Genomic DNA, 23,011 nt, shown 5'->3' with positions numbered 1-23,011 from the left:
CTGGATGTTATGCCGCGAGGGCAATGCGTCGGCGCGTTCTTACGCTCCAAGGACCCGCTCGGCATGGCGCCGGGCGGGGCCGGCGAGCTTCGCGTGGAGCTCCGCGAACAGCTGCTGCGCCACGAGCCCCTGCCAGTTCTCCGGGAGGTACTCAGCGGGAAGCCCCGGGTCGAGATACGGGAGCCGCCGCCAGTGCGTGAGCAGCGAGACGTAGTCGGTGAACGCGGCGGCGTCGTCGTCCGCGGACGACGGCGCCGGCGCGCCTTCCCAGCGTTCGCGCACCTCGCGCTGGCCCTCCACGAACTCCGCGTAGGTCGCGTCGAGCGCCTCCAGGTCCCACCACTCGGCGACGCGGCCGCGCATGCCCGACCCCTCGCCGTCGTCCGCGTACTCGGCGCGGAAGAACTCGACGTAGCCGGCGGCACCCGCCCGGGCGAGGCGGCGCCGGGCCTCCCGCTCGAGTGAGGCCGGGGCGATCCACAGCCCCGGCGAGACGGCGCCGAAGCCCAGACGTGTGAAGGCCGCACGGATCTGGTGGCGCAGCGCGCGCTGGGACTCTGGCACAGAGAAGGCGGCGAGCAGCCACGGGTCCTCAGGGCGGGCGCGGCGGGGCGAGAAGATGCGCTCGTCGCCCTCGGAGAAGACCTCTTCGAGGCCGGGACCGAGGCGGTAGGCGGCGGCGTTGCCGAGCTTGACGCTCTCGAGGACGCCGCGCTTCTTGAGCCGCGAGACCGCGGAGCGCACGCCGGCGCCCTCGACGCCGAGGTCTCCGAGCAGCCGCACGAGTCCCGCGACCGGCAGGACGCCCCCGTGCTCTCGCGCGTAGAGGCCGAACACTGTGACGATCAGCTGCTGGTGCCGCGGGGAAGCGGCCGCGGCCTTGGACTCCGCTGCGGCGACGGTGGACATGCCTCCGAGCCTACCGCCGGACCTGGCGGGGCCGGGTTGAGCGCGGGGGCGACGAGAGGGTGAGCCCAGCGCGTCAGGGGACGAGACCCCGCAACGAACGGGACGCGACCCCGCAAGGACTGGCCCTACGGGGCGAGGACGCCCCGCACGAAGTCGGCCGCCGGGCCCGCGTGGGCCTCGCGGATCCGCAGGAACAGAGCGATGCACTCCGGCCCGGGCCAATCCCGCGGCAGCAGCTCGGGCGGCAGTCCCGGATCGAGGTACGGGATGACCCGCCACGCGTCGATGCATCCGACGTAGGCGGCAAAGCTCTCGGCGGCACTCCGGCTGTGCTCCGGCACGCCCGACTGCCCCTGGACGAACTCCCGGTGCAGCTGCGCGATCCCCTTGAGGTCCCACCACTGCCGCACCTGCCCTGCCGCGACCGGCCCCGGGGGCAGCCCCCGCGCGGTGAACAGCACCACATGGCCCGACAGGCCGAGCCCCTCGACGGCGTCCTCGACCTCGCCGCGCAGGAAGTCCGGGCAGATCCACACCCCGGCCTCGACGGTGCCACAGCCGATCCACTTCAGCTGCTTGCGGAGCTGGTGCCTGGCATCCCGCATCGCCTCCGGCACGGAGAACACGATGAGGCACCACTCGCCGTCGGCCGCCATGGCCCGCGGCTCGTGGATGCGCCGGTCGCCCCGGGCGAGCATCGCCTCGGCGCCGGGTGCTAGCGCGAGGCCGGGGACGCCGTCGTGCGCCTGAGCCTGCAGGAGGCCGCGCGCCTTGACGCGGCTCAGCGCCGTGCGGGCCTGCGGCACGGGCACGCCGAGGGCGCCGAGCAGGGCCAGGAACGCGTCGGTGGGCATCCAGCCACCGGCCTCGCGCAGGTACAGCCCCACCACCGTGCGCAGGAGGGAGACGGCGCTGCCGGGGCGCGAGACCATGTCATCCGCGACGCGCGGCTCGCGTCCCGTCTGGAGGCTCTGGGTCATGCGAGCTCGGTCAGGGCGGCCCGGATCGCCTCGATCCCGGCCTCCACCTCCGCGAAAGACGTGCTCAGCGGCGACAGCCCGATCCGCAGCCCGTGCGGGGGCCGGAAGTCGGGGATGACGCCCCGCTCCCACAGCAGCGCGGTGACCTCGCGGAAGCGCGGGTGGTTGATGGTGATGTGCGAGCCGCGCACGGACGGGTCGCGGGGGCTCGCGAACTGCACCCCGAGCGGGGCCAGATCGCGGTCCGCGAGGGCCGCGGCGAACTCGGTCAGGAGCACGGACTTGGCGCGCACGGCGTCGATCCCGCCGGCCTCGGCGATCAGCTCGACCATGGCGGAGAGCGGCTGCATGGCGAGGATCGGCGGCGTGCCCGTGATGAAGCGGCGCATGCCGGCGGCAGGGACATAGGACTCGGTCATGCCGAACGGGTCGGCGGCGCCCATCCAGCCCCAGATCGGCTGCTGCAGCGTCTCCTGCAGGCCGGCGCGCACGTACCCGAACGCGGGCGAGCCCGGGCCGCCGTTGAGGTACTTGTAGGTGCACCCCACCGCCAGGTCCACGCCCCACGCGTCCAGCTCAACCGGCACCGACCCCGCCGAATGGCACAGGTCCCACACCACGAGCGCCCCGGCGCGGTGCACGGCGTCGGTGATCGCGGGCGCGTCGGCGACGTACCCGGACCGGTAGGCGATGTGGCTCAGGAGCACGACGGCGGTGCGCGGCGAGAGCGCGGCCTCCACGTCCGCGGCGGTCACCCCGGTGGCGGGGTCCGGCGTGACCCAGCGGAGAGTGGAGCCGCGCTCGGCGGCGATGCCCTCGACGAGGAACCTGTCGGTGGGGAAGTTCTCGCGGTCGATCACGAGCTCATCCCGGCCCCGCCCGGCGGCGTCGAGCGCTGCGCGGACCAGCTTGTAGATCATGACCGACGTCGAATCGGCCACGACGGTCTGCCCGGCCGCGGCCCCGAGGACCACCTCGCCGAGGCGGTCGCCGAGCCGGAACGGCTCGTCCATCCACTCCTCGTCCCAGGCCCGGATGAGGCGCTGGCCCCACGGCCCAGCCGTGAACGCGGCGAGCCGGTCGCCGATGTCGGCAAGCGGCCGTCCGAGCGAGTTCCCGTCGAGGTACGCGACCACCGGCTCGCCCTCGGGCTCGAGGAACCGGCCGCGGAACGCCGCGAGCGGGTCAGCGGCGTCGAGCGCTGCCGCGTCCAGCGTGGGGAGGCCGACGGCGCCGGGTGCGCGGCCGGCGTCGTGCGCGGCAGAGGCGGGGGTGCTGGGGAGGGTCATGATCAGGCTCCGATCGCCGTGCGGACGGCATACAGCTCGGGGAAGAAGGTCAGGTCGAGGGCTCGCTTGAGGAAGTCGACGCCGGAGGAGCCGCCAGTGCCGCGCTTGAAGCCGATGGTGCGCTGGACCGTGCGCAGGTGCCGGAAGCGCCACGCCTGGAAGTTGTCCTCGAGGTCCACGAGGCTCTCGCAGGCCTCGTAGAGGCCCCACGGCGTGGAGTCCTCCTCGTAGATCCGCTGGAACACGGGCACGAGGTCTTCGCGGAAGGTCCACGGCTCGCGCACGTCGCGCTCGAGGACGTCCCGCGGCACGTCGTAGCCGCTGCGGGCCACGAGCGCGAGGAACGAGTCGTAGACCGTGGGCTCGCCGAGGATCCGGGACAGGAGCGCGTGTGCTTCGGGCTCGGAGCTGAAGACGTCCAGCATCTTCGCGTGCTTGTTGCCGAGCACGAACTCGATGGCGCGGTACTGGTACGACTGGAAGCCCGAGGAGTTGCCGAGCGAGCCGCGGAACTGGGAGTACTCGCGGGGGGTGAGGGTGCCCAGGACGCTCCACTGCTCGGTCAGCGTCCGCTGGATCGCCTTGACGCGGGCGAGGCACTTGAGGGCCTTGCCGAGGTCGTCGGCGTCCATCAGGCGGCGGGCCTCGAGCAGCTCGTGCAGGACGAGCTTGAGCCACAGCTCGCTCGTCTGGTGCTGGACGATGAAGAGCAGCTCGTCGTGGTGCTCGGGCTGGCTCTGCGGGCGCTGGCTGTGGAGGAGCTCGTCGAGGGCGAGGTAGCGCCCGTACGTCATGGCGCCGCGGAAGTCGGTGCGGACGCCGTCCTCGATCCGGCGGACGCCGGCGGGCTCGGCGGGGCTGGTCTGGGGCATATCCCCACGATATCAGCTAGGTGACGAACGTCAAGCAAATGAAATCGCGGCTCCGCCGAGGCGCCGTGTGCCGCACGGATGAGTGGGCCGGTTGACGGCTGCCTCCTTCTCGGCCGTCACTGCGCTGCTGTACCTTGACCCCCACAGACACAAGCACGAGGCCATCCGCTCCGAAGGAACTCGGTGCAGCGCCCGCAGGTTGGATGCGTCTCGATGCCGACAGCAAGGCGGAGATGATGGAACCCCACGCCCTCGACTTCCCCAAGATCGACGCCGTCCTGCGCGCCGACGGCACCGGCGAGGTCACCATCGACGGCACGTCCCACCCGCTCCAGGCGGACGACGAACTTGCTGCGCTGCGAGAGGCCCTGAACCTCATCTCCGGGACGGCGGTCCGGCTCGGCCGGCCCGTGAAGGTCACCACGAGGGATGGAGACGGACAGAGCCTCGTTGTCGTGTCACCGGACGGCACCTTCACAGAGGTCCCGGCCCCCGCTGCCACCGGCGTGGGGCCGCAGGGCCCCCCGCGGGAGCCCGGCCGGCCTCCCGCGGGATCCGCCAGGCCGCACCCGTCGCGCACATCCTTCCTCCCTCAGGAACAGGCGGAGGAGCCTGCGACGCAGGGATGGCGAGGGATCCTCACCCGTTCCGGGTTCCGGATGCCGCCCAGCGCTGCAGAGCGCGCCGAGCGCGCGGACGTTCAGGCCGTCAGCCAGCACTGGCCGGGACCCCGCACGATCGCGGTTGTCAATGGCAAAGGCGGCGCCTCCAAGACCCCCAGCACGATCCTCCTCGCCGCCGTGTTCGCACGCGAGGGCGGCGCCGGCGTCCTGGCCTGGGACAACAACCAGACCCGCGGAACGCTCGGCTGGCGCACCGAGCAGGGACCGCACGAGGCCACCGTGCTCGACCTCCTGCCCCAGGTCGAACCTCTGCTCGGGATCGCCGCCCAGTCCGCCGATCTCGCGCGATTCGTGCACCATCAGACCCGCGACCGCTTCGATGTCCTCCGAAGCAAGCCCATGGCCCTTGCCCACGAGCAGCGCGTGGAGCCGAACGATGTCGACGTGATCCATGCGGTGGCAGCCAAGTACTACCGCCTGATCCTCATGGACAGCGGCAACGACGAGAGCGATCCCATGTGGCTGCGCATGATTGACCGCACCGACCAACTGGTCGTCGCCACCACCACCCGGGACGACCACGCCGAGGCCGGCGCCCTCCTCCTGGAGGCGCTGGCAGAGCGGGACGAGCACTCTGCCAGCCTCGCCCAGCAGGCCATCGCCATCGTCAGCCAAGCCGATCCGAGGGCGACAGCGGACCAGGTCCGCCGGATCGCGGACGGGTACCGCGAGCTCGCACGCGAGGTCGTCACCATCCCCCACGACCCTGCCATGGTCGGAGGCCCGCTCCGCTACGGTTCCCTCCGGCCCGCCACCCAGCGGGCCTGGCTCGCCGCGGCCGCCGCGGTCGCCCGCGGGCTCTAGACCTGTCGGCTTCGCGGGGCCGCCGAGGCTCACCCTCCCGTCTGGGCCATCGCAAGGCCCGCGTCCAGGACCATCTCCGCCGTCGCCTCGTAATGGTGCCGAAGGCGCGCGGCCATCGCCTCGACGTCGTGCGCCAGTGCTGCCTCGAGCAGGCCGCGGTGCTCGCCCTCGACGTCCCGCTGCGACGCGGCAGGCGCGGCGGAGGCCCAGCGCCGGTAGAGCTCGGTGGTGCGGCCGAGCTGGCTGGCCTGCCGGAGGACGGGCGCGCACCCGCAGGCCGACAGGAGCGCCTCGTGGAACGCACGGTGCGCTTCCTGCCACGCAGCAGTGGTGACGGAAGGACCCTCCGGGTCCCGCCGCGGCGTACGCGTCAGCCGGTGGTAGGCGGCCATCACCGCGCTCTCCCACGCGACGTCCCCACGCTCGAGGCTCAGCCGCGCCGCGTACACCTCGGTCAGACACCGCAGCTCCGTCAGGTCGTGCAGCTCCTGCACATCAAGGTCCCGGACAGCGAACCCACGCTGCGGCCGAAGGGTGACGAGGTCCTCAGCCGCAAGCCGGGTGAGGGCCTCGCGGATCACCGTGGTGCTCGTGCCGAGCCTCGCGCCGAGCGCACCGGGTGCGAGGCGCTCCCCCGGGTGCCACACACCGTCGAGGATCGCGGCGCGCAGCATGCTGTACGCCTGCCGTCCAGCCGTTCCCATGCCCCTTCCTCAGGCTCTCGGCCGGCTGGTCACGGCTCAGCCCTGCGTACCGGCTCGCCGCGGGCGGGGTCGGGCACGTGGTCGACGTGCACGACGCCGTCCGCGAACCCCACGGCCCGGACCTCGCCCGGCGCCGTGGTGGGCGCTGCGCCCGCCACGGCACGGGCGAGCGGATCGCGCCAGACGGCGGCGACGGCGTCGAAGGCATCGTCCTCAAGGTCCACGAGCATGGGCGAGTCCCGCCACTGGCCGCGGTCCCCGAACAGGAACGGCACGTCGAAGCAGTGGGCAGCGCCGGCACCACCGGCCGCCTCGATGTCGAGGCGGGAAACGTGGACAGCCACCCCGGCCGAACGCAGGTGCCCCGCCAGTTCTCGGGCGGCACTGGCGAACTGGTGCTCCGTCATGTCGGCGGTCATCTGCCCCCACGCACTGTCAGCGGCAGGCAGCTCGGCGGGCCGTGCGAAGTGGGCTGCACGGTACGCGTCCGCTGCCGCCGAGGGCAGGCGGCCGGCCGCGTGCGGCGGAATGAAGGCACGGGCCTCATGGGCCGTCGTCGCCAGCAGGACATGCTCCACGCCGGCCAGGCGCCCCACGGCTGCATCCCAGTCCTGGACGCCGCCCGGAAGCCGACCGCCAGCAAGCGGCTGGACTCCCAGACCGCGGCCCGCCCAGGCCTGGTTCACCTCCGCCGAGGCGGCCACGAGGACGCCGGGCGTGGCCGCCGACGGGTCCGGTCCGGCGAGCGCCTCGGCGAACACGCGGCGCCGGGCAGCGGCGCCCTCGGGGCCGGGCGGCGGCTGGTACGGCAGGCTGTAGAGGGCCAGCCGCCTGATCCGCCCGGCGAGTGCGGGATCCTGCGCGGCTGCGAACGCGAGCCACGCCCCGGCCGACTGGCCTGCAAGGGTCACGTCATCCGGGTCTCCGCCGAAGTGGGCGGCGTGGTCGATGGCCCACTGGACCGCCGCGACGGCGTCCGCCACGGCCGGTGCAGTGCCGTCGGGGCCGGGGTTGAAGCAGGCGGCCGCCCCGAGCCGGTAGGCGGGGACTGCGATGACCGCGCCGATCGCTTCGGCCAGGGCCGACGCGTCGTGCCAGCGGACCGATGCACCGCCCGAGACGTACCCGCCACCGGGCAGGAACACGACGAGGGGAGCGCCGGGAGCCGCCTCGGCGGGAGCGTACACGCTGATCTGGAAGGCGTCCTCGTCCTGCTCGACCTCGCCTGCCGCGGGGCCGAGCAGCCAGTCCAGACCCCCGGGCTGCTGGGGGAAGACCACGGCGTCCTCCACGGTTCCCACCGCGGCCGGCGGGACGGGCACGGCGGGCGGGAGGACGCCGTCGTCCGCTGGACCGCCGAGCCGCGCCCACCGACAGCGGGTGAGCACGACGGCGCCCCGCCCGCCGGGGACGTGCTCCTCGCACAGGCCCCGGGTGGCCGTGGCGCTCACGCGATCGGCTCGTACTGCTCGGGGTCGACGGAGCGCGTGAGGTTCCAGTACTCGAGCACCGGCAGCGGCCAGATCTGGGAGACCCGGCCGAACCGGTTCTTGTACCAGGTGTGCACGCTGGGATGTCCCCAGGCCTTGGTGGCGCTGGCGGCATCGAGCCGCTCGTAGAACTCGTCCAGGGCCTCCTGCTTGAGGTCGAGCGCGGACCAGCCCTCGGAGAGCTCGCGGCGGATGGCGTCGAGCGCGTACTCGAGGCCGTACTCGATCATCGAGAAGAGGCTGCCGTTGACCACGTGGCCGGTGTTGGGCCCCGAGACGATGAAGAGGTTCGGGAAGCCGGGCACGGTCATGCCGAGGTAGGCCTTCGCGTCGCCGCCCCAGTAGGCGTGGAGGTCCCGCCCCCCGCGGCCCGTGATGGAGAGCGGCTCGAGGAACTCGCTCGCCTGGAACCCCGTGGCGTAGATGACCGCGTCGAGCTCGTGCAGGACCCCGTCTCCGTCCACGACGCCCTCGGGGACGAAGTGGCCCAGTCCCGAGGTGACGAGCTGCGTCTGGGGCTTGCGGAGGGACGCCGCCCAGACGCCGTTGTCACGCAGCATACGCTTGCCGCCGAGGAGGTAGTCAGGGGTGACCTTCTCCAGCAGGTCGGGGCGGCCGGCGTACTGCTCGGCCAGAAGCGCGCGCAGCGACTCCTGGACCCGGTGGTGGACCTCGGAGATGGAGTCAGGACGGGTCCACTGCGGGTCGATGACAGTGGTGTGCTGGCGGCCCTCGACGCCGAGCCAGTGCTGCCACAGGCGCAGCCACTGGCCGAAGTGGGGCAGGTGCTCGGAGAGCCACAGGACGGCATCCGGCATGCTGTCGTAGTACATGGGCGTGGGCAGCATCCACGGCGAGCTGCGCTGGAAGACCGTGAGCGACGCGACGCGGTCCACGATCGCCGGGACGATCTGGTACGCGCTCGCGCCGGTTCCGACCACCGCGACCCGCTTGCCGGTGAGGTCCACCCCGTGGTTCCACTCGGCGGAGTGCATCTGCGCGCCGGTGAACGTCTCGCGGCCTGGGGTGTCAGGGATCTTGGGACGGTCGAGCTGGCCGACCGCGGTGAAGACGGCGTTGACCCGGTGGACGGCCGGCACGCCGTCGACCGCGACGCGCACGTCCCACATGCGGGAGCCCTCGTCCCAGGTGATGGCCTGGACATCCGCCCCGTAGACGATGTCGTCGAGGAAGCCGCCCCGCTCGGCGACTTCCCTCGTGTACGCGTGGATCTCGGCGCCTTCGGAGAACTGCTGGGGCCAGTCGTCCCGCTGGGCGAAGGAGAAGGAGTAGGCGTAGTTGGGGGTGTCGAGGCGCACGCCGGGGTAGGTGTTCTTCCACCACGTCCCTCCCACGTCATGGCCCTTCTCGAAGACCCGCACGTCGATCCCCGCCTGCTTGAGCCGGTACGCCGAGGCCATGCCAGCGACTCCGGCGCCGATGACGGCGGCGGTGAAGTTGCGTCCTGGGGCCACCTCGTCGACGCGCCAGCGGGGGCGTCCGTTCGACTGGGGCGCGAGGGCCATGTCGTGCTTGAGGAGGGGGCGGTAGGCATCGTCGGCGCCGTTGGTGATCCAGTCGACGATCGCGTCGGCCTCGGCGTCGGAGAGCGTGCGGACCCGGGTGATGCGCTCGTCGCGGACCCTCTTCAGGGCCTCGAGGGCGAGGGCGCGAGCCTCGGCCTGCTGCTCTGCGCTCATGGCGCCATGCGGCTTGCCGACGGTGTCCACCGGCGGCTGCGGGGGCCGGAGCCGGTCGCGCAGGAGGCTGAAGTCTCCGGTAGCGGCCGCGAGCGCGACCATGAGGGCGGGCAGCTCCACGCTCTGGACGATACGCGTCAAGAACGCATCATCCTCGGTGATGGGGGTGTACTCGTCGCGGGTGTAGAGGTCGTCGATGCCGCTCAGCACGTCGGCAGGGGCCAGGGATTCAGTCACAGTGCTCTCCTCGGATCACGCGCCGCTCCGTGAGCGGCATCACGTCTCCGTCCATAGTATCGGTTAAAATGCAATAAACAAGAAAAATGCATTATTTGCTCTGGTAGCAGTGTGCCTCAGTTGGCCGCGGTGGACGCGGTGTGCTCGGCTTCAGCGCGGGGGATGCTCCCCTGCTCACTGGTATGCGCCTGCCGGAACCGCGCCGGCCAGACCCCCTGCTTGCCGGGGGAGATGATGCCGCGGGGGTCGACAGCGTCCTTGAGTCGCTCCTGGAAGCGCAGAGCCGCACGGTCGTTGAAGTCGAAGCCGGCAGCGATGCGGTCCATGTGGTCGACGTGGCTGCGATACGGCGCATAGCCATGGGAACGGGCAGCGTCGAGCAGGCGCGTGTAGAGCTCTCGGGCGCGCGCGAGCATCTCCTCGTTGCCGCGCTCGAAGAAGATCATGGTCACGTGCACCATGTGCCGCGGGTACAGGTGGTAGCCGATGTAGAGGTCGAACCCGTACTCCGCGTAGAGCGCCTTGGCCTCCTGGTAGAACGCGTACACCTCCTCGCCGCGCGCAGGGATGATGGGCGCGGCGTCGATGTGGCCGCCGTTCTCGGAGGCCCAGGCAATCGTGGAGAGGGGCTTCAGCGTCGGGACACCCGCCATCTGCGTGCGGTCCGCCTCGGCGATGCGCTCGTGGTCGAGCCGGCGGCCTTCCTCGCCCTCGTACACCCGGGCGTCCACCCTTGCTCCCGGGACGGCAGCGGTGACGCGGTCCCGGACGATCTCCAGCCGCCTGCGGACGAGTCCCGGGTCGCCGTACAGCCCGAACTTGGCATTCCACTGCCCGATGCCGAAGTCGCGCCGCATCTCCTCCAGCCGCCAGTCCGGGATCGACCCTTCCCCGTCCCAGAAGTCCTTCCGAGCCCCGCGCATCGTTGCGGCGCGCACGACGTTCCCGCACAGCGCGTTGTTCTGGATGACGTCCTCGCGCCGAAGCTGGGTGAGCACGTCGATCAAGGCTGGGAGGTCCTCCTCGCGCTCGACCATGATGTCCCCGTTGGCGAACGCCTGGGGGGCGGGCATGAGCCACAGGCCACCCGAGACGACGACGCCGAGGTTCGACTGCGTGAAGAGCCCGTCGAGGGTGGGGCCGAACCCTCCTTGGAAGATCGGCCCCAGGTCGGTGCCCTCCATCGCTCCCATGCCGGTGCGCAGGAGGTCGCCGTCCGGGAGCACGACCTCGACGCCGCAGAGGCTCTTGACGTGGTCGCCCAGAGGGGTCATGCCGTAGCCGCGGTCCAGCATGTTGCCGAGGATCGAGCCCCAGCCGAGCGCCGGAACGCTCATCCAGAGATTAAGGCCGTGCTCGCGGATGTACTCGAAGAGGTCGAAGAAGGTGACTCCCGGTTCCACGACGGCATAGCCGAGCCTGTCGTCGACGGCGAGGATGCGGTTCATGCGGGACAGGTCGAGCGCGACCATGCCCTGGTCCCGCGGCTCCGGGCCGCCGTAGCCCAGGTTCTTCCCCCGGGAGAACGTCCACAGCGGGGTTCCGGTCTCGCCGGCGAGCCGAACGAGGGCCTGGACTTCCTCGGTGCCTGCGGGCCGGACCCCGGGCCATGCCGAACGGCCGGGATTGAGCGGGTACGGGTCGAGGTAGCCGTCCTGGACGTCGGGGCGGACCACGTGCTCGTCGCCGATGATCTCGGCGGCGCGGCGGAGGAACTCCTCGCGGGAGTCCGTGGCGGAATCTGCGGACAGGACGGAATGTGCGGACATGTTCATTTCCTTCGTTTTTCTCAAGGCTTGTTCAGCAGCCGGGCCGAGGAAGGCTCCTGCAACCGGCTAGGCTCGGCGCATGATCCCCGAGCAGCAGCCCGCGCTCACCCTCCGGCAGGCCTGGCACTTCGTCCTCGCGGCCGAGTCCGGGACCTTGGCCGAGGCGGCTCGTCGGCTGCACATGGCCCCGTCGGCGATCTCCACGTCGATCGGCGAACTCGAGCGGGCGGTAGGCGCCGAACTGCTCGTCAAACGCCGCGCCAAGGGCGTCGCCCTCACCGCGACGGGCCGCCAGGTGCTCGGGATGGCCCGGGAACTCCTCAGGCTTGCGGACTCCATCGCGGCGCTCTCCCGGGAGGACCGTTCGCAGCTGCGGGGCCCCCTCACGGTGGGCTGCGACATCACGCTCGGGCCGACCATCATCCCGGCCATGCTCACCGACTTCGCCCGCCAGTGCCCGGGAGTCGAGGTGGACTTCGTCGAGGGCTTCCACGAGGACGTGCAGGCGGGGCTCCTCGCCGGAGCGCTCGACGTCGCCTTCGTGTACGACGCCGGCGTGGACCCTGCGCTGACCACGGTCGCCCTGGCGGACGCGGCCCCGCATGTCCTCGTCCCAGCCGACCACCCGCTCGCGGAAGCGGAGGGGGTGCGGCTGACGGACATCGCGCACGAACCGCTCGTCCTCTTCGACTCCCCTCCCCTGGGGAGCCGGGTGCTGCAGCTCCTCCACGATGCCGGCGCGGTTCCCCAGGTGCGGCACCGCTCCCGCTCGTACGCAACGGTGAGGTCCCTCGTCGCGGTGGGGCGCGGCGTCGCGGTCCTGTACCAGCAGACCGCGCTCGAGGCGCCGTACGCCGAGCTCGGCGTACGGCTCCTCCCGCTGCGCGCACGGGCCGAGCTGTCCCGGCCAGTCCAGGTCGCGCTCGCGAGCCCCCGCAGCACACGCCCCTCGGTCAGGGCACGCGCCTGGATCGACGTGGCGCTCGAGCTGTTCACCGAGCGTGGCGGGGACTGACGGGCTCACGGCGGACGCTCAGGCGAGCGACGACTCGCGCACGGCGGACGGGTACGGGAGGCCGAGGTTCTCGCGCAGCGTGGTGCCCTCGTACTCGTGGCGGAAGTAGCCGCGCTCCGCGAGCTCCGGCACCAGCTTGTCGCAGATCAGTGCGAAGCCGCCGGGGTTGAAGGGAGAGTTGAGGTTGAACCCGTCGCATGCCCGGGCCTCGAACCACTCGATCATCCGGTCGGCAATGGCACCCGGCGTCCCGGCCATCCACTGGTGGCCGGTCGAACGGGCCAGGTCCACGATGAGCTCGCGCAGCGTCATGCCCTGGTCGACGCTCTTGCGGCGGTAGATGTGGTAGCGGGAGCCCCGCGCAGGATCCTCCGTGAACCACTCGACCGGGATCGCCTCGTCGAGGTCGAGGGAGGACAGGTCCAGCTTGAGGTCAGCGCCGACCTGCCGGCGCCCGTTCTCCATGTGGATGTTGCGCGCCAGCTCCTCCGCGAGCTCGTCGGCCTCGGCCTGGGTGTCGCCGATGATCGGGAGGATGCCCGGGATGACCTTGATCAGTTCCGGGTCCCGGCCCTTCGCGGCGGCCTTGGCCTTGAAGTCCGCGTAGAACTCGATGGAGGGCTGAAGGAGGGGCTGGGCCGTGTAGATCCCGTCCGCCACCGAGGTCCCGAGCTCGACGCCGGGGCCGGACGACCCGGCCTGGACCAGCACCGGACGCCCCTGCGGCGACCGGGGGCCGGGAAGAGGGCCCTGAACACGGAAGTACTCGCCGACGTGGTCGATCGCGTGGATCTTCGACGTGTCGGTGTACCAGCCCGAGTCGCGGTCGTTGATGACTGCGCCGTCTTCCCAGCTGTCCCAGAGCTTCTGGACGACCTCGACGAATTCGGTCGCGCGCCGGTAGCGGGTGGGCCCGTCGGGGGCTTCCGTCAGCCCGAAGTTCTGGTAGCCGTCGGAGCTCGTGACGATGTTCCAGCCGGCGCGGCCACCCGACATGTGGTCAAGCCCGGCGAGCAGGCGCGCCACGTTGTAGGGCTCGTAGAAGGACGTCGAGATGGTGCCGATGAGGCCGATGTTCTTCGTCACCGCGGCGAGCGCGGCGAGCGTCGTCATCGGCTCGTAGAAGCCGTTCATCTTGATGTCCCCGCGCATCACCGTGTTGGCGTGCGCAATGTCGCCGAAGAAGACGGCGTCGAGCTTGGCTGCCTCGGCCATGCGGGTGAGGTCCGCGACGAAGTCGAAGTTGCCGAGTTCGTCGGCCCGGCTGCCCGCCATGCGCCAGCTGTCCTTGTGGTAGCCCGCCGGCAGCATGAAGGTGGTGAGCACCATGTGGTGTCCGCGCGAGTTGGTCATGAGAGTTCCTTTCAGGGCACCCGGCTGCATCGCCGCGGTGTACTTCCATCGTGGGACCCCAACTTCATCTGGTAAAGCATCGAAATCAGGGCTCAATGTTCTAAGAAATAGGCTTTACGGCACAGGCGGAACCATGATCCGCAGACGAGGCCCAGCCGTGCTCAGCGAACGGCGGCGCGCGTCTTCCCCGTCTCCGCACGAGGAGCGGCGTCCGCTCCGAGCCGCGTCCCTTCTCGGCTCAAGAAGACAGCGACCAGGCCCGCGACGAGGATCAGCGCCCAGGCCACCCCGACGAGGGCGAAGCTGCCGTCGACCATGACGAGCAGGGTCGCGAGCATCGGCGTCAGGCCTGCCCCCAGTGTCGATGCCGCCTGGTAGGACAGGGACGACCCGGTGTAGCGGACCTCGGGCGGGAACTGCTCCGAGATGTAGGCGCCGATGGGCCCGGCGAGCAGGCCCTGGACGAGCCCGTTGCCGACGATCACGGCTACCGAGAAGCCCCACAGGGTGCCGTTGTGGAGGAGGACGAGCGCCGGGTAGACCCAGAGGATCCCGAGAACCCCGCCGGCAGCGAGCACCGCCCTGCGGCCCAGCCTGTCGCTGGCCCGGGCGGCGGCGAAGCAACCGATGATGGTCACGACGGCGGCGATGCCCTTGACGTTGAGGATTCCCTCCCGGGAGACCCCCTCCGCGTTGGCCACAGACACGCCCCACGAGGTGAGGAACCCCTGCATCGTGTAGAAGCCGAGGGATGCCACGAGCGTGAGCACGAGCGGGCGCCAGTGCCGGCGGAACACCACGACTACCGGGAACCTCTTCCGCTTCCGCGACTCCTCCGCCTCGGAGTCCAGCGCCTGGAAGACCGGCGATTCGGCCACCTTGAGGCGGATGAGCAGGCCGATGAGGATGAGGACGGCGGAGAGCAGGAACGGGATGCGCCAGCCCCAGTCGAGGAAGGCGGGGCCCGTCAGCGCGGAGACCCCGGAGACGACGAACGTGGCGACGAGTCCGCCCGCCGGCCCGCCCGCGTTGGCGAAGGCGGCGGCAAAGCCCCTCTTTGACTCGGGTGCGTGCTCGAGGGCCATGAGCGTGGCGCCTCCCCACTCACCACCCACGGAGAGGCCCTGCACCACCCGGAGGATGACGAGGAGGATCGGAGCGGCGAGGCCGATCTGGGACTGGGTCGGAAGGAGGCCGATCGCCACCGTCGCGACGCCCATCAGGAGCATCGAGACCACGAGCATGCGCTTTCGGCTGACCCGGTCACCGAAGTGGCCGAAGACGACGCCGCCGAGCGGACGGGCAATGTAGCCGACAGCCAGCGTGCCGAAGGAGGCGAAGAGGGCGACACCCGGGGGCAGGTTCGAGAAGAAGACCTTGTCGAAGATCAGGGATGCGGCAGTGGCGTAGAGGATGAAGTCGTAGTACTCGATGATCGAGCCGATCGCGCTCGAAGCGAGGATCCGGCGCAGGTCTTTGGTGTTCAGCGAGTCCGAGGGGTTCCCAGCTCGCGTCGTTGCGTGCGTCATGTGCGGGCCTTCCGGCGGGGATGTCATGTGGTCCTCACCACAGGATGGCATACGCGGAGCTCAGTTTGAACATTTTCGGCCGAGAAAATATTTTCTTGACCACCGCCACCCCTCCTTGACTGCGCACGCGAGGACACCCGTACATGTGAGGCAGATCGCAGAAACACTTGCGTCGCAACCGCCGACTTTGTAATCTCGATTCAAGATTATATTTTCTGGCCGACGGCCACTACAGAAGGAGGTCACCGATGGTGGCACGCACGGGAGACCAGTACCGAGCTGGGCTCGTCGACAGCCGAGAGGTATGGCTGGGCAACGCACGCATCGACGTCTCGACGCACCCCGCCTTCCAGGGCTCCATCTCGGGAATGGCCGCGTACTTCGACTACCAGCACAAGTACGCCGACGACTGCCTCATGATGGATCCCGAGACCGGCCAGCAGCACAACGTGTCCCTCATGCGGCCGCGCAGCGCGGAGGACATCGGCCGCCGGCACCGGGCGTTCGACAGGCTCGCGCGGTACTCCAACGGCATGCTGGGCCGCACCCCTGACTACGTGAACGTGGTCCTGGCCGGGCATGCGAGCCGCAAGGACATCTATGACCGCTCCGGCGACCCGGTGTACTTCGAGCGTCTGGAGGCCTACTGGCGGCTCGTGCAGGAGCAGGACCTCGCCCTCACCCACACGATCGTGCACGCGGCCATCGACAAGAGCGTCGGTGAACTGCAGGGCATCAACGAGGAGCTGACGCTGCGCGTCGTCGACCGCACTGAGCAGGGCCTGGTCGTCCGGGGCGCCAAGATGCTCGCCACGCTAGGGCCCATCGCCGACGAGCTCTACGTCTACCCCGCGACGCCGATCCAGAAGGGCTTCGAGGAGTACGCCCTCTCCTTCGCGATCCCGGTGGCGAGCCCCGGCGTCGTCGCCGTCTGCCGAGACCACTACGGGGTGGACATGGAGGTGGTCGACAGGCCCTTCTCCTCGCGGTTCGACGAGCAGGACGCGGTCATCATCTTCGACGACGTCCTCGTCCCCTGGGAGCGGGTCTTCATCGACGGAGACCTGGGGGTGTACAACGCCATCAATGCGGCGACGGCCACCGGCAACACGCAGCAGCAGACGGCGATCCGTGCCACCGTCAAGCTCGAGTTCGCCTACGATCTCTGCACCCAGATGGCCCGGGTCACCGGCACCGAGGCCAAGCCGGACACGGCCGCAATGCTGGGCGAGATCTACTCCTACCTCCGCATCGCCCGTGCGGTGGTGTCGGATGCCGAGAACCGCGCCTCGGACTGGGGCGGCGGCGCCTTCTTCTGCCACGACGACATCTCGTCGCTGCGCACGGTCCTGCCCGTGTGGATGGCCCGGGTCAACGACATCATCAAGTCCATGGGCTCTCACAACCTGCTCGCCACCCCGACGGCCAGCGCATTCGAGGACCCCCGGCTGGGGCCGCTGCTCCACAAGTACCTGCCCGGCGCGAACGGGATCGCCCCTGAGGAGCGCGCCCGCATCTTCCGCACCGCCTGGGACTTCGCGGGCTCCGCCCTCGGCAGCCGGATCGAGCTGTACGAGCGGTTCTACCTCGGTTCGGTGGCACGTGCCCGGGCGCTGGACCACCGGAAGGCCCAGGCCAAGGGTGAGACGGGCGCCTTAGCGGCGATGTTCGCCGAGGCCGGCATCGCGCCGGTACCGGCACCGGCCGAAGAGCTCGACGACCTCGCGGCGAGCAACGCCTGAGGCCGAAGCCACAGGATCCACGAAGGAGGCGATGAGGATGAGCTCAACCGCTGCCGACCACTGCGTGACGGACGACGGCGCCCGGGTCGCCGCGCGCGGCCGGCTCACCGCACGTCTGGCGGCGCACGTCATGGACACGCAGCCGGAGGGAATTCCCGCTGAGGCGCGGGAACGCGCCGTCGTGCGGCTGCTCGACGCGCTGGGGTGTGCCCTGGCGGGGCACCGGGCCCCGGGAGGCGACCGCCTCCTGGCCCTCGCCCGCGGCTGGGGAGGACAGCCCGAGGCCCGCATTCTCGGCACTTCCACCGCCGTCCCGTCGCGCACCGCGGCGTGGGCCGGGAGCGTGCTGACGCGGTCCTTCGACTTCGAGCCCGTGAGCGCCGAGGGCCCCGGCGGCGAGGAGGTCGCGGCCCACATCACGGGCACGACCGTCCCCGTGGCCCTCGCCGAGGCGGAACGGCGCGGGGCCGGCGGCGCGGCCCTGCTCGACGCACTGGTGCTCGCCGACGACATCACGGCCCGCCTCGCGGTGGGCAGCGGTTTCGACGTCTACTCCGGCCAGGACAACACCGGCACGGTCAACGGCATCGGCGCAACCGCCCTCGCGGCCAGGCTCGCTGGCATCGGGACGGACGGCCTGGTCGACGCGTGGGGCATCGCTGTCCAGCAGCTCGGGGGGTCCGTCGCCCCGATCTTCGACCACGCGCCCGCGTTCCGGCTGCCGATGGCCTTCGCGGCGCAGGCCGGCATCACCGCCGTCGAGCTTGCCGGCATCGGCTACCGCGGCGAGGACGATCCGCTCGCAGGACGCTTCGGCTTCCTCGACCGCTTCTGCTCCGAGCCGCGGCCGGAGGTCATGCTCGAACGCCTCGGCGAGGTCTTCTGCGCCGACCGCGTCATCAAGCCCTTCAGCTCGTGCCGCGCCAGCCACCCGAGCCTCGACGCGGCCGCCCGCCTGCATGCCCGGGGTGTGCGACTGGACGATGCCGCGAGGATCCGTGTGCATGTCACTCCCCGCACAGCAGCAGGCTTCGTCGGGGCCCCCTGGCATCCCGGCCGCACCCCCGAGGTCGACGCCGCCTTCAGCCTCCGCTTCACCGCGGCGGCCGCACTGGCGCACGGGACCGTGCGTCCCGAGCACCTGCTCGCCGCGGCCGACCCCGAAATCTCAGCGGCCGCTGAGGCCGTCGAGATCGTCCCCTCCCTCGCGCCCGGCGAGTACCTCACCGCCGAGGTCGAGGTGCTCCTGCACGACGGCGGCACGGTCCGCGAGCGGGTCGAGGCCCCTCTCGGCGACCGCCACCACTCCCCGCTCACCGACGCGCAGGTCGAGGCGAAGTTCCTCGCCAACGCGGACTTCGCCGGCATGAGCCAATCCCGCGCACGGAGGGCACTGGCCCTCGCGCGGGAACTGCCCGGCGCGGCATCCGTCGGGCCTCTCCTCGACTCGCTTGCGCTCGACTGAGCGCGGCACCCTTCCCAGCCACCCAGCTTCCCGTCCAAAGGAGGACACCATGACCACCCAGCCCATCACCGCCGCCGGACCGGTCGTCGACCCCATCGTGTTCCGCAATGTCGTGGGGCACTTCGCCTCTGGCGTCACGGTCATCACGACCGTGGTCGACGGCAAGCCCTACGGCACCACGGCGTCCGCCGTCTCCTCCCTGTCGATGGAGCCGCCCATGATGCTCGCGTGCCTCAACCGCGCCTCGTCGACTCATGACCGCGTGGTCGAGGCCGGCGTCTTCGGCATCAACATCCTCGCCGAGGACCAGGCCCCGCTCGCGTTCCAGTTCGGCCGCAAGGGCGGGGACAAGTTCGAAGGCGTCGGCTACACCGTTTCCGAGAACGGCGTCCCGCTGCTGGACGGTGCACTGGCCACGATCGAGTGCCGCGTGGCAGAGACGGCCACGGGCGGCACCCACACCGTCTTCCTCGGCGTCGTCGCGCAGGCGAGCGCCGCGGATCGCCAGCCGCTCGCGTACTACCGGGGCACTATGGGGCGCCTCGAGCGCGTGCTCGAGGTGAAGGCCTACGACGGCGTCCGGGACTGGGTGCTCAAGCGGCGCACCCCGCTCGGTTCCGTCCTGGATCCGGTCGCCATCGGAGAGGCTGTCCGCTCCGAGCCCGAGCAGGTGCAGAACGCCCTCGTGAAGCTCACCGCGGAGGGCCTCGTCACGCGCAATGACGAGGGGCTCCTCGAGCCGCAGCCCATCACAGCCGAGACGACCGACGCCGCGTACGACGGACGGGCCACCATCGAGTCGGGCATCATCGCCTCCCACCTGGGGCGCCTCAGCGACGGGGAGGTCGCCGAGCTGCGCCGGATCGTCGGCGAGCTCGAGGCCCTCCGGGCGGATCAGGCGGGCGACCTGGACGCGTTCCTCTCGCTCAATGTGGCGTACCACGACTGCCTCGTGTCGGTGGCAGGCTCCGCCGCACTCGTGGACGCGTTCCGCCGGCTCGGGATCGGCACGGTGTGGCGTCAGGCCCTCACTGCCGACGAGTGGTCGAGGCAGCTCGAGACCAGCCACATCCACGCCCTCACCGAGGCCCTGGCGGCCCGTGACGGCGCGGCAGCGCAGGCCGCACTTGCCGCGCACACGGCCTTCGCGAAGAGGCTTGCCCGGGATGTGATCGCCCGCCACGGCGGGACCGTCTGACGGCAGGGAACCCCTGCGGGAAGGGGCGGGATGCTGTGGGCGTCCCGCCCCTTCCCCGTGGGAGAGCACTGTTGGAAGGCTGCCCGTCATAAGGTGATGACGGACCGGGCCACGGCGCTGTTCTCCTGACGGGCGCAGGCATCGTTGATCTCGTCGAGATCGATGCGCACCGAGACGAGATCGTCCAGGTTGAGGCGGCCCTGCAGGTAGAGGTCGGCGTAGAACGGGATGTCGCGCCGAGGTCGGTGGAACCCAAGTACACCCCTTGCATGGTGCGCTGGCCCAGCAGTAGGTCCTGTAGGTCGAGGTCGACCGCTCGGGCACCGGCCAGGGCTGCGCCTTGGACAACGTTGAGGCCCACGCCGCCGGCCCCGACGACGGCGACCGCCTCCCCGGGACGCAACCCCGCCGTGTTGAGCACCGCACCCACCCTGTCCAAACGGCACGTCCGAGGACTGCGGCCTGGGCGAAGGGGATGCCGCGGGGAACCTTCACGAGCTTGTTGGGGTGCAGGAGCCCTGCGGCCGCCACCTCTACCAGCACCTCATCGCCCCGCGGGCGATCCAAGCCCAGGTCCTCGACGTCGAAGGTTCCGTCCAGCCTGTTCATGACCGCTGCTCGCATTGTTCCCCGCCTCTCCTGCATCGGCACTCCTACAGCGGAGCGCCGAATATTGCACATATTGGCTGACTATGCTTTTTGTCCGTGGCGCCGATGAAGCAGCACGGCAGGAGAGGCCGGGTCGTCAGACCCGGCCTCTCCTGCACGCCCCGAAGCGCCTGCTCAGTCCTTGCGCAGGCGGTGCATGATGCGCGCCCGAGCTTCCGCGAAGTGCGGGTCCGCCTTCGTCTCGAGCTGGTCGCGGTGGTCGCCGAACCCCGTCTCGATGACGTCGACGACGGTCGCCGGCTTGTTGGCGATCACTACCACCTTGTCGGCAAGGTAGAGCGCCTCGTCGATGTCGTGGGTGACGAGGAGGATCGTGACGCCCAGCTCCTGCTGGAGGTTCAGCACGAGGTCCTCGAGATCGAACCGGGTCTGCGCGTCCACGGAAGCGAAGGGCTCATCCATGAGCAGCACCTTGGCCTCGTAGGCGAGCGCCCGTGCGATCGCCACCCGCTGCTGCATCCCGCCGGACATCTCCCACGGGAACTTGTGGCCCTGGCCCTCGAGCCCCACCGCGGCGAGGTTCTTCTCCGCGGCAGCAGTGCGCTCGGCCCTGCCCATCCCCTTTCCCTGAAGGGGGAAGGCCACGTTCTCCAGGGTCGTCATCCACGGCATGAGGGAGCGGCTGTAGTCCTGGAAGACCACCGCCAGGTCCGGATGAGGTCCGTCGATGACATCGCCCGAGACCGTGATCGTCCCGGACTGTGGCCGGATCAGCCCGGAGAGGCAGCGCAGCAGGGTCGTCTTGCCGACTCCGGACGGCCCCACGATCGAGACGAATTCGCCGGACGCGATGTCCAGGTCGAGGTCGGCGAGGATCGGGTTGAGCGCGGCGCCGGTGCCATAGCTCATCGTCAGCCCCCGCACCGTCATGACGTCCTGGCTCCGCTCCGGGAGGCTGCGGACGCCGGCGTCGTCCTTGAGGGGCTGGTGCTGGATGGTCATGGTCTCTCCTGACGGCACGTGTTCCTGGATGGGCAGGGCGAATGCGGCCCAGATCATTGGGCACCCGATGCGTGGTACCAGCGCAGCACCCGGCGCTCGACAAGGACGAACAGCATCGAGAGCACATAGCCGACGACGCCGACGAGCAGCGCTCCTGCCCACGTCTGGGGCACCTGGAACGTCGCAGAGGAATTGAGGATGTAGAAGCCCAGCCCCTCGGTGGAGGCAAACATCTCCGAGACCACCATGACGGTGATACCGATGGGCAGGGCCACGCGGATGCCGGCCATGATCTGGGGCAGCGCAGCCGGAAGGACGACCCGGCGGAAGTAGAGGGCGGGAGGGATCCGGTACACCCTCGCGAACTTCCGCACGGTCGGCTCGACGCCGAGCACGCCGTCGATCGTGTTGAGCAGGACGGGCCACATGCAGGCGAAGGCGATCGTTCCGACCTTCGGCCCCTGGCCCACGCCGAAGGTGCCGATGATGAGCGGCACCAGCGCAGCTTGGGGAATGGAGCGGAAGAAGTGGATGATCGGGTCGACGATTTCCCGGAGCCACCTCGCCTCGCCGAGCAGGATCCCGAGGAGGATCCCGACGCCGATCGCGATGGCAAGGCCTCCGAAGAGGTTTCCGAGGGAGTAGGCCGCCCCTGCGGCGATGACCCCATTGCCCAGGTCCTTGCCCAGGGAGGCCATGATGTCGGCAAGGGGCGGGATGAAGAAGTTGGTGCTCCTGGCGGACAGGAACCACCATGCGATGGCCGCGACCACCACGAGCCACGAGGCCTGGGCCACGCGCAGCGGCCTTGAAGGCCCGCCGCCGCGCCCTCGCCGCGAGGCGGACCGGGCCGGGCGGGGGTCGGCGGCCTGAAGGGCTGCACTACTCATCGGTCTGCCTCTTCCATGTCAGGGCACGGGACTCGAGCCGCTGGAGCAGGACGGCGAGCGTCCAGCCCACGAAGCCCGTGAACAGCAGGTACGCGAAGGCGAGGTCCCAGCTGGCGTTCTGCTGCATCAGGGTGATCTGGCGCCCGATGCCGGGTGCCTGGGAGATGACCTCGACGCCGACGGCCACGAGGACCGAGATGGCCGAGGAGATGCGCACGCCCGTCGCGATGAAGGGCAGCGCCGCCGGCAGCAGGACGCGGCGGAAGCGCAGCAGCGGCGGGATCCGGAAGACCGCGACCGTGTCGGCCACGGCCGCCTCCTGCCGGCGGGCGCCGTAGATGGTCTGGATCAGGATGGGCCACAGCGCGCTCAGGGCCACCACCACGATCTCCATGCGGGAGTTGGAGCCGAGGAGCATGATGACGACCGGCATGAGCGCCAGGACGGGGAACGAGCGGCCGAAGTCGAGGAGGATGGACGTCGAGCGGTCCAGGAAGCGGACCGATCCAATGAGCAGGCCAAGCACAACCCCGATGACCGTCGCGACGAGCCACCCCGCGAGCGCCGCGAGAAGCGTCATCCCCAACGCCTGCCAGAAGGCCGGATTCACGAGGGAGGCCCCGACGGCGGCGGCCACCGCGCCCACCCCGGGAACCATGGACGGCAGGATGCCTGAGGCGACGACTGCCTGCCACAGTCCGAGGAGGACGGTGATTGCGAGGAGACGCTGGGCCAGAAGCCACGCTCCGCGGGCGGATGTGATGGTCATCG

18 protein-coding genes are annotated in these 23,011 nt (G+C 70.6%); 5 read left to right on the top strand and 13 right to left on the bottom strand.

From position 1 onward, the window contains the following. Positions 1–39: 39 nt before the first annotated feature. The 4 genes from CGQ25_RS17810 to kynA form a co-directional block, all read right to left on the bottom strand. Positions 40–909 (bottom strand): PaaX family transcriptional regulator C-terminal domain-containing protein, encoded by an 870-nt coding sequence (locus tag CGQ25_RS17810; protein WP_208711126.1) that lies wholly within the window; start codon positions 907–909, stop codon positions 40–42. Positions 910–1,034: 125 nt separating this feature from the next. Further along, positions 1,035–1,889 carry a PaaX family transcriptional regulator C-terminal domain-containing protein gene (locus CGQ25_RS17805; protein WP_208711125.1) on the bottom strand — a complete coding sequence of 285 codons (855 nt, stop codon included), beginning with the start codon at positions 1,887–1,889 and terminating at the stop codon, positions 1,035–1,037. Then, positions 1,886–3,178, bottom strand: coding sequence for a kynureninase (locus CGQ25_RS17800; protein ID WP_208711124.1), 1,293 nt, complete (start codon positions 3,176–3,178; stop codon positions 1,886–1,888). The genes CGQ25_RS17805 and CGQ25_RS17800 overlap by 4 nt, the downstream gene beginning before the upstream one ends. A 2-nt stretch (positions 3,179–3,180) precedes the next feature. Then, positions 3,181–4,050, bottom strand: coding sequence for a tryptophan 2,3-dioxygenase (gene kynA / locus CGQ25_RS17795; protein ID WP_208711123.1), 870 nt, complete (start codon positions 4,048–4,050; stop codon positions 3,181–3,183). A gap of 203 nt (positions 4,051–4,253) precedes the next feature. On the opposite strand from kynA, the gene CGQ25_RS17790 reads away from it, so the two are divergent. Further along, positions 4,254–5,537 (top strand): ATPase, encoded by a 1,284-nt coding sequence (locus CGQ25_RS17790; RefSeq protein ID WP_255405436.1) that lies wholly within the window; start codon positions 4,254–4,256, stop codon positions 5,535–5,537. A gap of 29 nt (positions 5,538–5,566) precedes the next feature. On the opposite strand, the gene CGQ25_RS17785 is transcribed toward CGQ25_RS17790, so the two are convergent. From CGQ25_RS17785 to CGQ25_RS17770, 4 genes are all read right to left on the bottom strand, one after another. After that, positions 5,567–6,241 (bottom strand): GntR family transcriptional regulator, encoded by a 675-nt coding sequence (locus CGQ25_RS17785; protein WP_208711122.1) that lies wholly within the window; start codon positions 6,239–6,241, stop codon positions 5,567–5,569. A gap of 29 nt (positions 6,242–6,270) precedes the next feature. Continuing rightward, the gene (locus CGQ25_RS17780) at positions 6,271–7,692 is read right to left on the bottom strand and encodes a carboxylesterase family protein (protein WP_208711121.1); all 1,422 of its coding nucleotides are present in this window, start codon (positions 7,690–7,692) and stop codon (positions 6,271–6,273) included. Then, on the bottom strand, positions 7,689–9,668 hold the full coding sequence (locus CGQ25_RS17775) for an NAD(P)/FAD-dependent oxidoreductase (RefSeq protein WP_222703682.1): 1,980 nt from the start codon (positions 9,666–9,668) through the stop codon (positions 7,689–7,691). Before CGQ25_RS17775 ends, CGQ25_RS17780 begins: the two co-directional genes overlap by 4 nt. 116 nt (positions 9,669–9,784) lie before the next feature. Next, positions 9,785–11,437, bottom strand: coding sequence for an FAD-binding oxidoreductase (locus tag CGQ25_RS17770; RefSeq protein ID WP_208711120.1), 1,653 nt, complete (start codon positions 11,435–11,437; stop codon positions 9,785–9,787). A 79-nt stretch (positions 11,438–11,516) separates the two neighbouring features. Between CGQ25_RS17770 and CGQ25_RS17765 the strand changes: the two genes are divergently transcribed. Next, entirely contained in the window at positions 11,517–12,452 is a 936-nt protein-coding gene (locus CGQ25_RS17765) for a LysR family transcriptional regulator (protein WP_208711119.1), read from the top strand. Positions 12,453–12,470: 18 nt separating this feature from the next. On the opposite strand, the gene CGQ25_RS17760 is transcribed toward CGQ25_RS17765, so the two are convergent. Further along, on the bottom strand, positions 12,471–13,805 hold the full coding sequence (locus tag CGQ25_RS17760; RefSeq protein ID WP_222703681.1) for an NtaA/DmoA family FMN-dependent monooxygenase: 1,335 nt from the start codon (positions 13,803–13,805) through the stop codon (positions 12,471–12,473). A 161-nt stretch (positions 13,806–13,966) separates the two neighbouring features. Continuing rightward, a complete protein-coding gene (locus CGQ25_RS17755; protein WP_208711118.1) occupies positions 13,967–15,334 on the bottom strand; it encodes an MFS transporter in 1,368 nt (455 codons plus the stop codon). 248 nt (positions 15,335–15,582) lie between these two features. Between CGQ25_RS17755 and CGQ25_RS17750 the strand changes: the two genes are divergently transcribed. Genes CGQ25_RS17750 through CGQ25_RS17740 form a run of 3 tightly spaced genes read left to right on the top strand, consistent with a single transcriptional unit; the run spans position 15,583 to position 19,739 of the window. Further along, the gene (locus CGQ25_RS17750; protein WP_208711117.1) at positions 15,583–17,076 is read left to right on the top strand and encodes a 4-hydroxyphenylacetate 3-hydroxylase N-terminal domain-containing protein; all 1,494 of its coding nucleotides are present in this window, start codon (positions 15,583–15,585) and stop codon (positions 17,074–17,076) included. Between the two features lie 37 nt (positions 17,077–17,113). Further along, entirely contained in the window at positions 17,114–18,541 is a 1,428-nt protein-coding gene (locus CGQ25_RS17745) for an MmgE/PrpD family protein (protein ID WP_208711116.1), read from the top strand. Between the two features lie 49 nt (positions 18,542–18,590). Further along, positions 18,591–19,739, top strand: coding sequence for a flavin reductase (locus CGQ25_RS17740; RefSeq protein WP_208711115.1), 1,149 nt, complete (start codon positions 18,591–18,593; stop codon positions 19,737–19,739). 783 nt (positions 19,740–20,522) lie between these two features. Here CGQ25_RS17740 and CGQ25_RS17735 read toward each other — a convergent pair. The 3 genes from CGQ25_RS17735 to CGQ25_RS17725 form a co-directional block, all read right to left on the bottom strand. Further along, entirely contained in the window at positions 20,523–21,350 is an 828-nt protein-coding gene (locus CGQ25_RS17735) for an ABC transporter ATP-binding protein (RefSeq protein ID WP_208711114.1), read from the bottom strand. Between the two features lie 53 nt (positions 21,351–21,403). After that, entirely contained in the window at positions 21,404–22,147 is a 744-nt protein-coding gene (locus tag CGQ25_RS17730; protein ID WP_208711113.1) for an ABC transporter permease, read from the bottom strand. 85 nt (positions 22,148–22,232) lie between these two features. Continuing rightward, positions 22,233–23,009, bottom strand: a complete 777-nt coding sequence (locus CGQ25_RS17725; protein WP_208711112.1) for an ABC transporter permease — start codon at positions 23,007–23,009, stop codon at positions 22,233–22,235. Positions 23,010–23,011: the final 2 nt, after the last annotated feature.

Origin of the sequence: Sinomonas sp. R1AF57 (assembly GCF_002224485.1) — a bacterium.
Taxonomy (GTDB): domain Bacteria; phylum Actinomycetota; class Actinomycetes; order Actinomycetales; family Micrococcaceae; genus Sinomonas; species Sinomonas flava.
Note: the sequence above shows the minus strand (reverse complement) of the source record. Positions and strands in the feature narration are given on the sequence as shown.

Coding starts and splice junctions, on each gene's coding strand:
- CGQ25_RS17810 (WP_208711126.1), bottom strand. CDS start 909: ATGTCCACCGTCGCCGCAGCGGAGTCCAAGGCCGCGGCCGCTTCCCCG.
- CGQ25_RS17805 (WP_208711125.1), bottom strand. CDS start 1,889: ATGACCCAGAGCCTCCAGACGGGACGCGAGCCGCGCGTCGCGGATGAC.
- CGQ25_RS17800 (WP_208711124.1), bottom strand. CDS start 3,178: ATGACCCTCCCCAGCACCCCCGCCTCTGCCGCGCACGACGCCGGCCGC.
- kynA (WP_208711123.1), bottom strand. CDS start 4,050: ATGCCCCAGACCAGCCCCGCCGAGCCCGCCGGCGTCCGCCGGATCGAG.
- CGQ25_RS17790 (WP_255405436.1), top strand. CDS start 4,254: ATGCGTCTCGATGCCGACAGCAAGGCGGAGATGATGGAACCCCACGCC.
- CGQ25_RS17785 (WP_208711122.1), bottom strand. CDS start 6,241: ATGGGAACGGCTGGACGGCAGGCGTACAGCATGCTGCGCGCCGCGATC.
- CGQ25_RS17770 (WP_208711120.1), bottom strand. CDS start 11,437: ATGTCCGCACATTCCGTCCTGTCCGCAGATTCCGCCACGGACTCCCGC.
- CGQ25_RS17765 (WP_208711119.1), top strand. CDS start 11,517: ATGATCCCCGAGCAGCAGCCCGCGCTCACCCTCCGGCAGGCCTGGCAC.
- CGQ25_RS17760 (WP_222703681.1), bottom strand. CDS start 13,805: ATGACCAACTCGCGCGGACACCACATGGTGCTCACCACCTTCATGCTG.
- CGQ25_RS17755 (WP_208711118.1), bottom strand. CDS start 15,334: ATGACGCACGCAACGACGCGAGCTGGGAACCCCTCGGACTCGCTGAAC.
- CGQ25_RS17750 (WP_208711117.1), top strand. CDS start 15,583: ATGGTGGCACGCACGGGAGACCAGTACCGAGCTGGGCTCGTCGACAGC.
- CGQ25_RS17745 (WP_208711116.1), top strand. CDS start 17,114: ATGAGCTCAACCGCTGCCGACCACTGCGTGACGGACGACGGCGCCCGG.
- CGQ25_RS17740 (WP_208711115.1), top strand. CDS start 18,591: ATGACCACCCAGCCCATCACCGCCGCCGGACCGGTCGTCGACCCCATC.
- CGQ25_RS17735 (WP_208711114.1), bottom strand. CDS start 21,350: ATGACCATCCAGCACCAGCCCCTCAAGGACGACGCCGGCGTCCGCAGC.
- CGQ25_RS17725 (WP_208711112.1), bottom strand. CDS start 23,009: ATGACCATCACATCCGCCCGCGGAGCGTGGCTTCTGGCCCAGCGTCTC.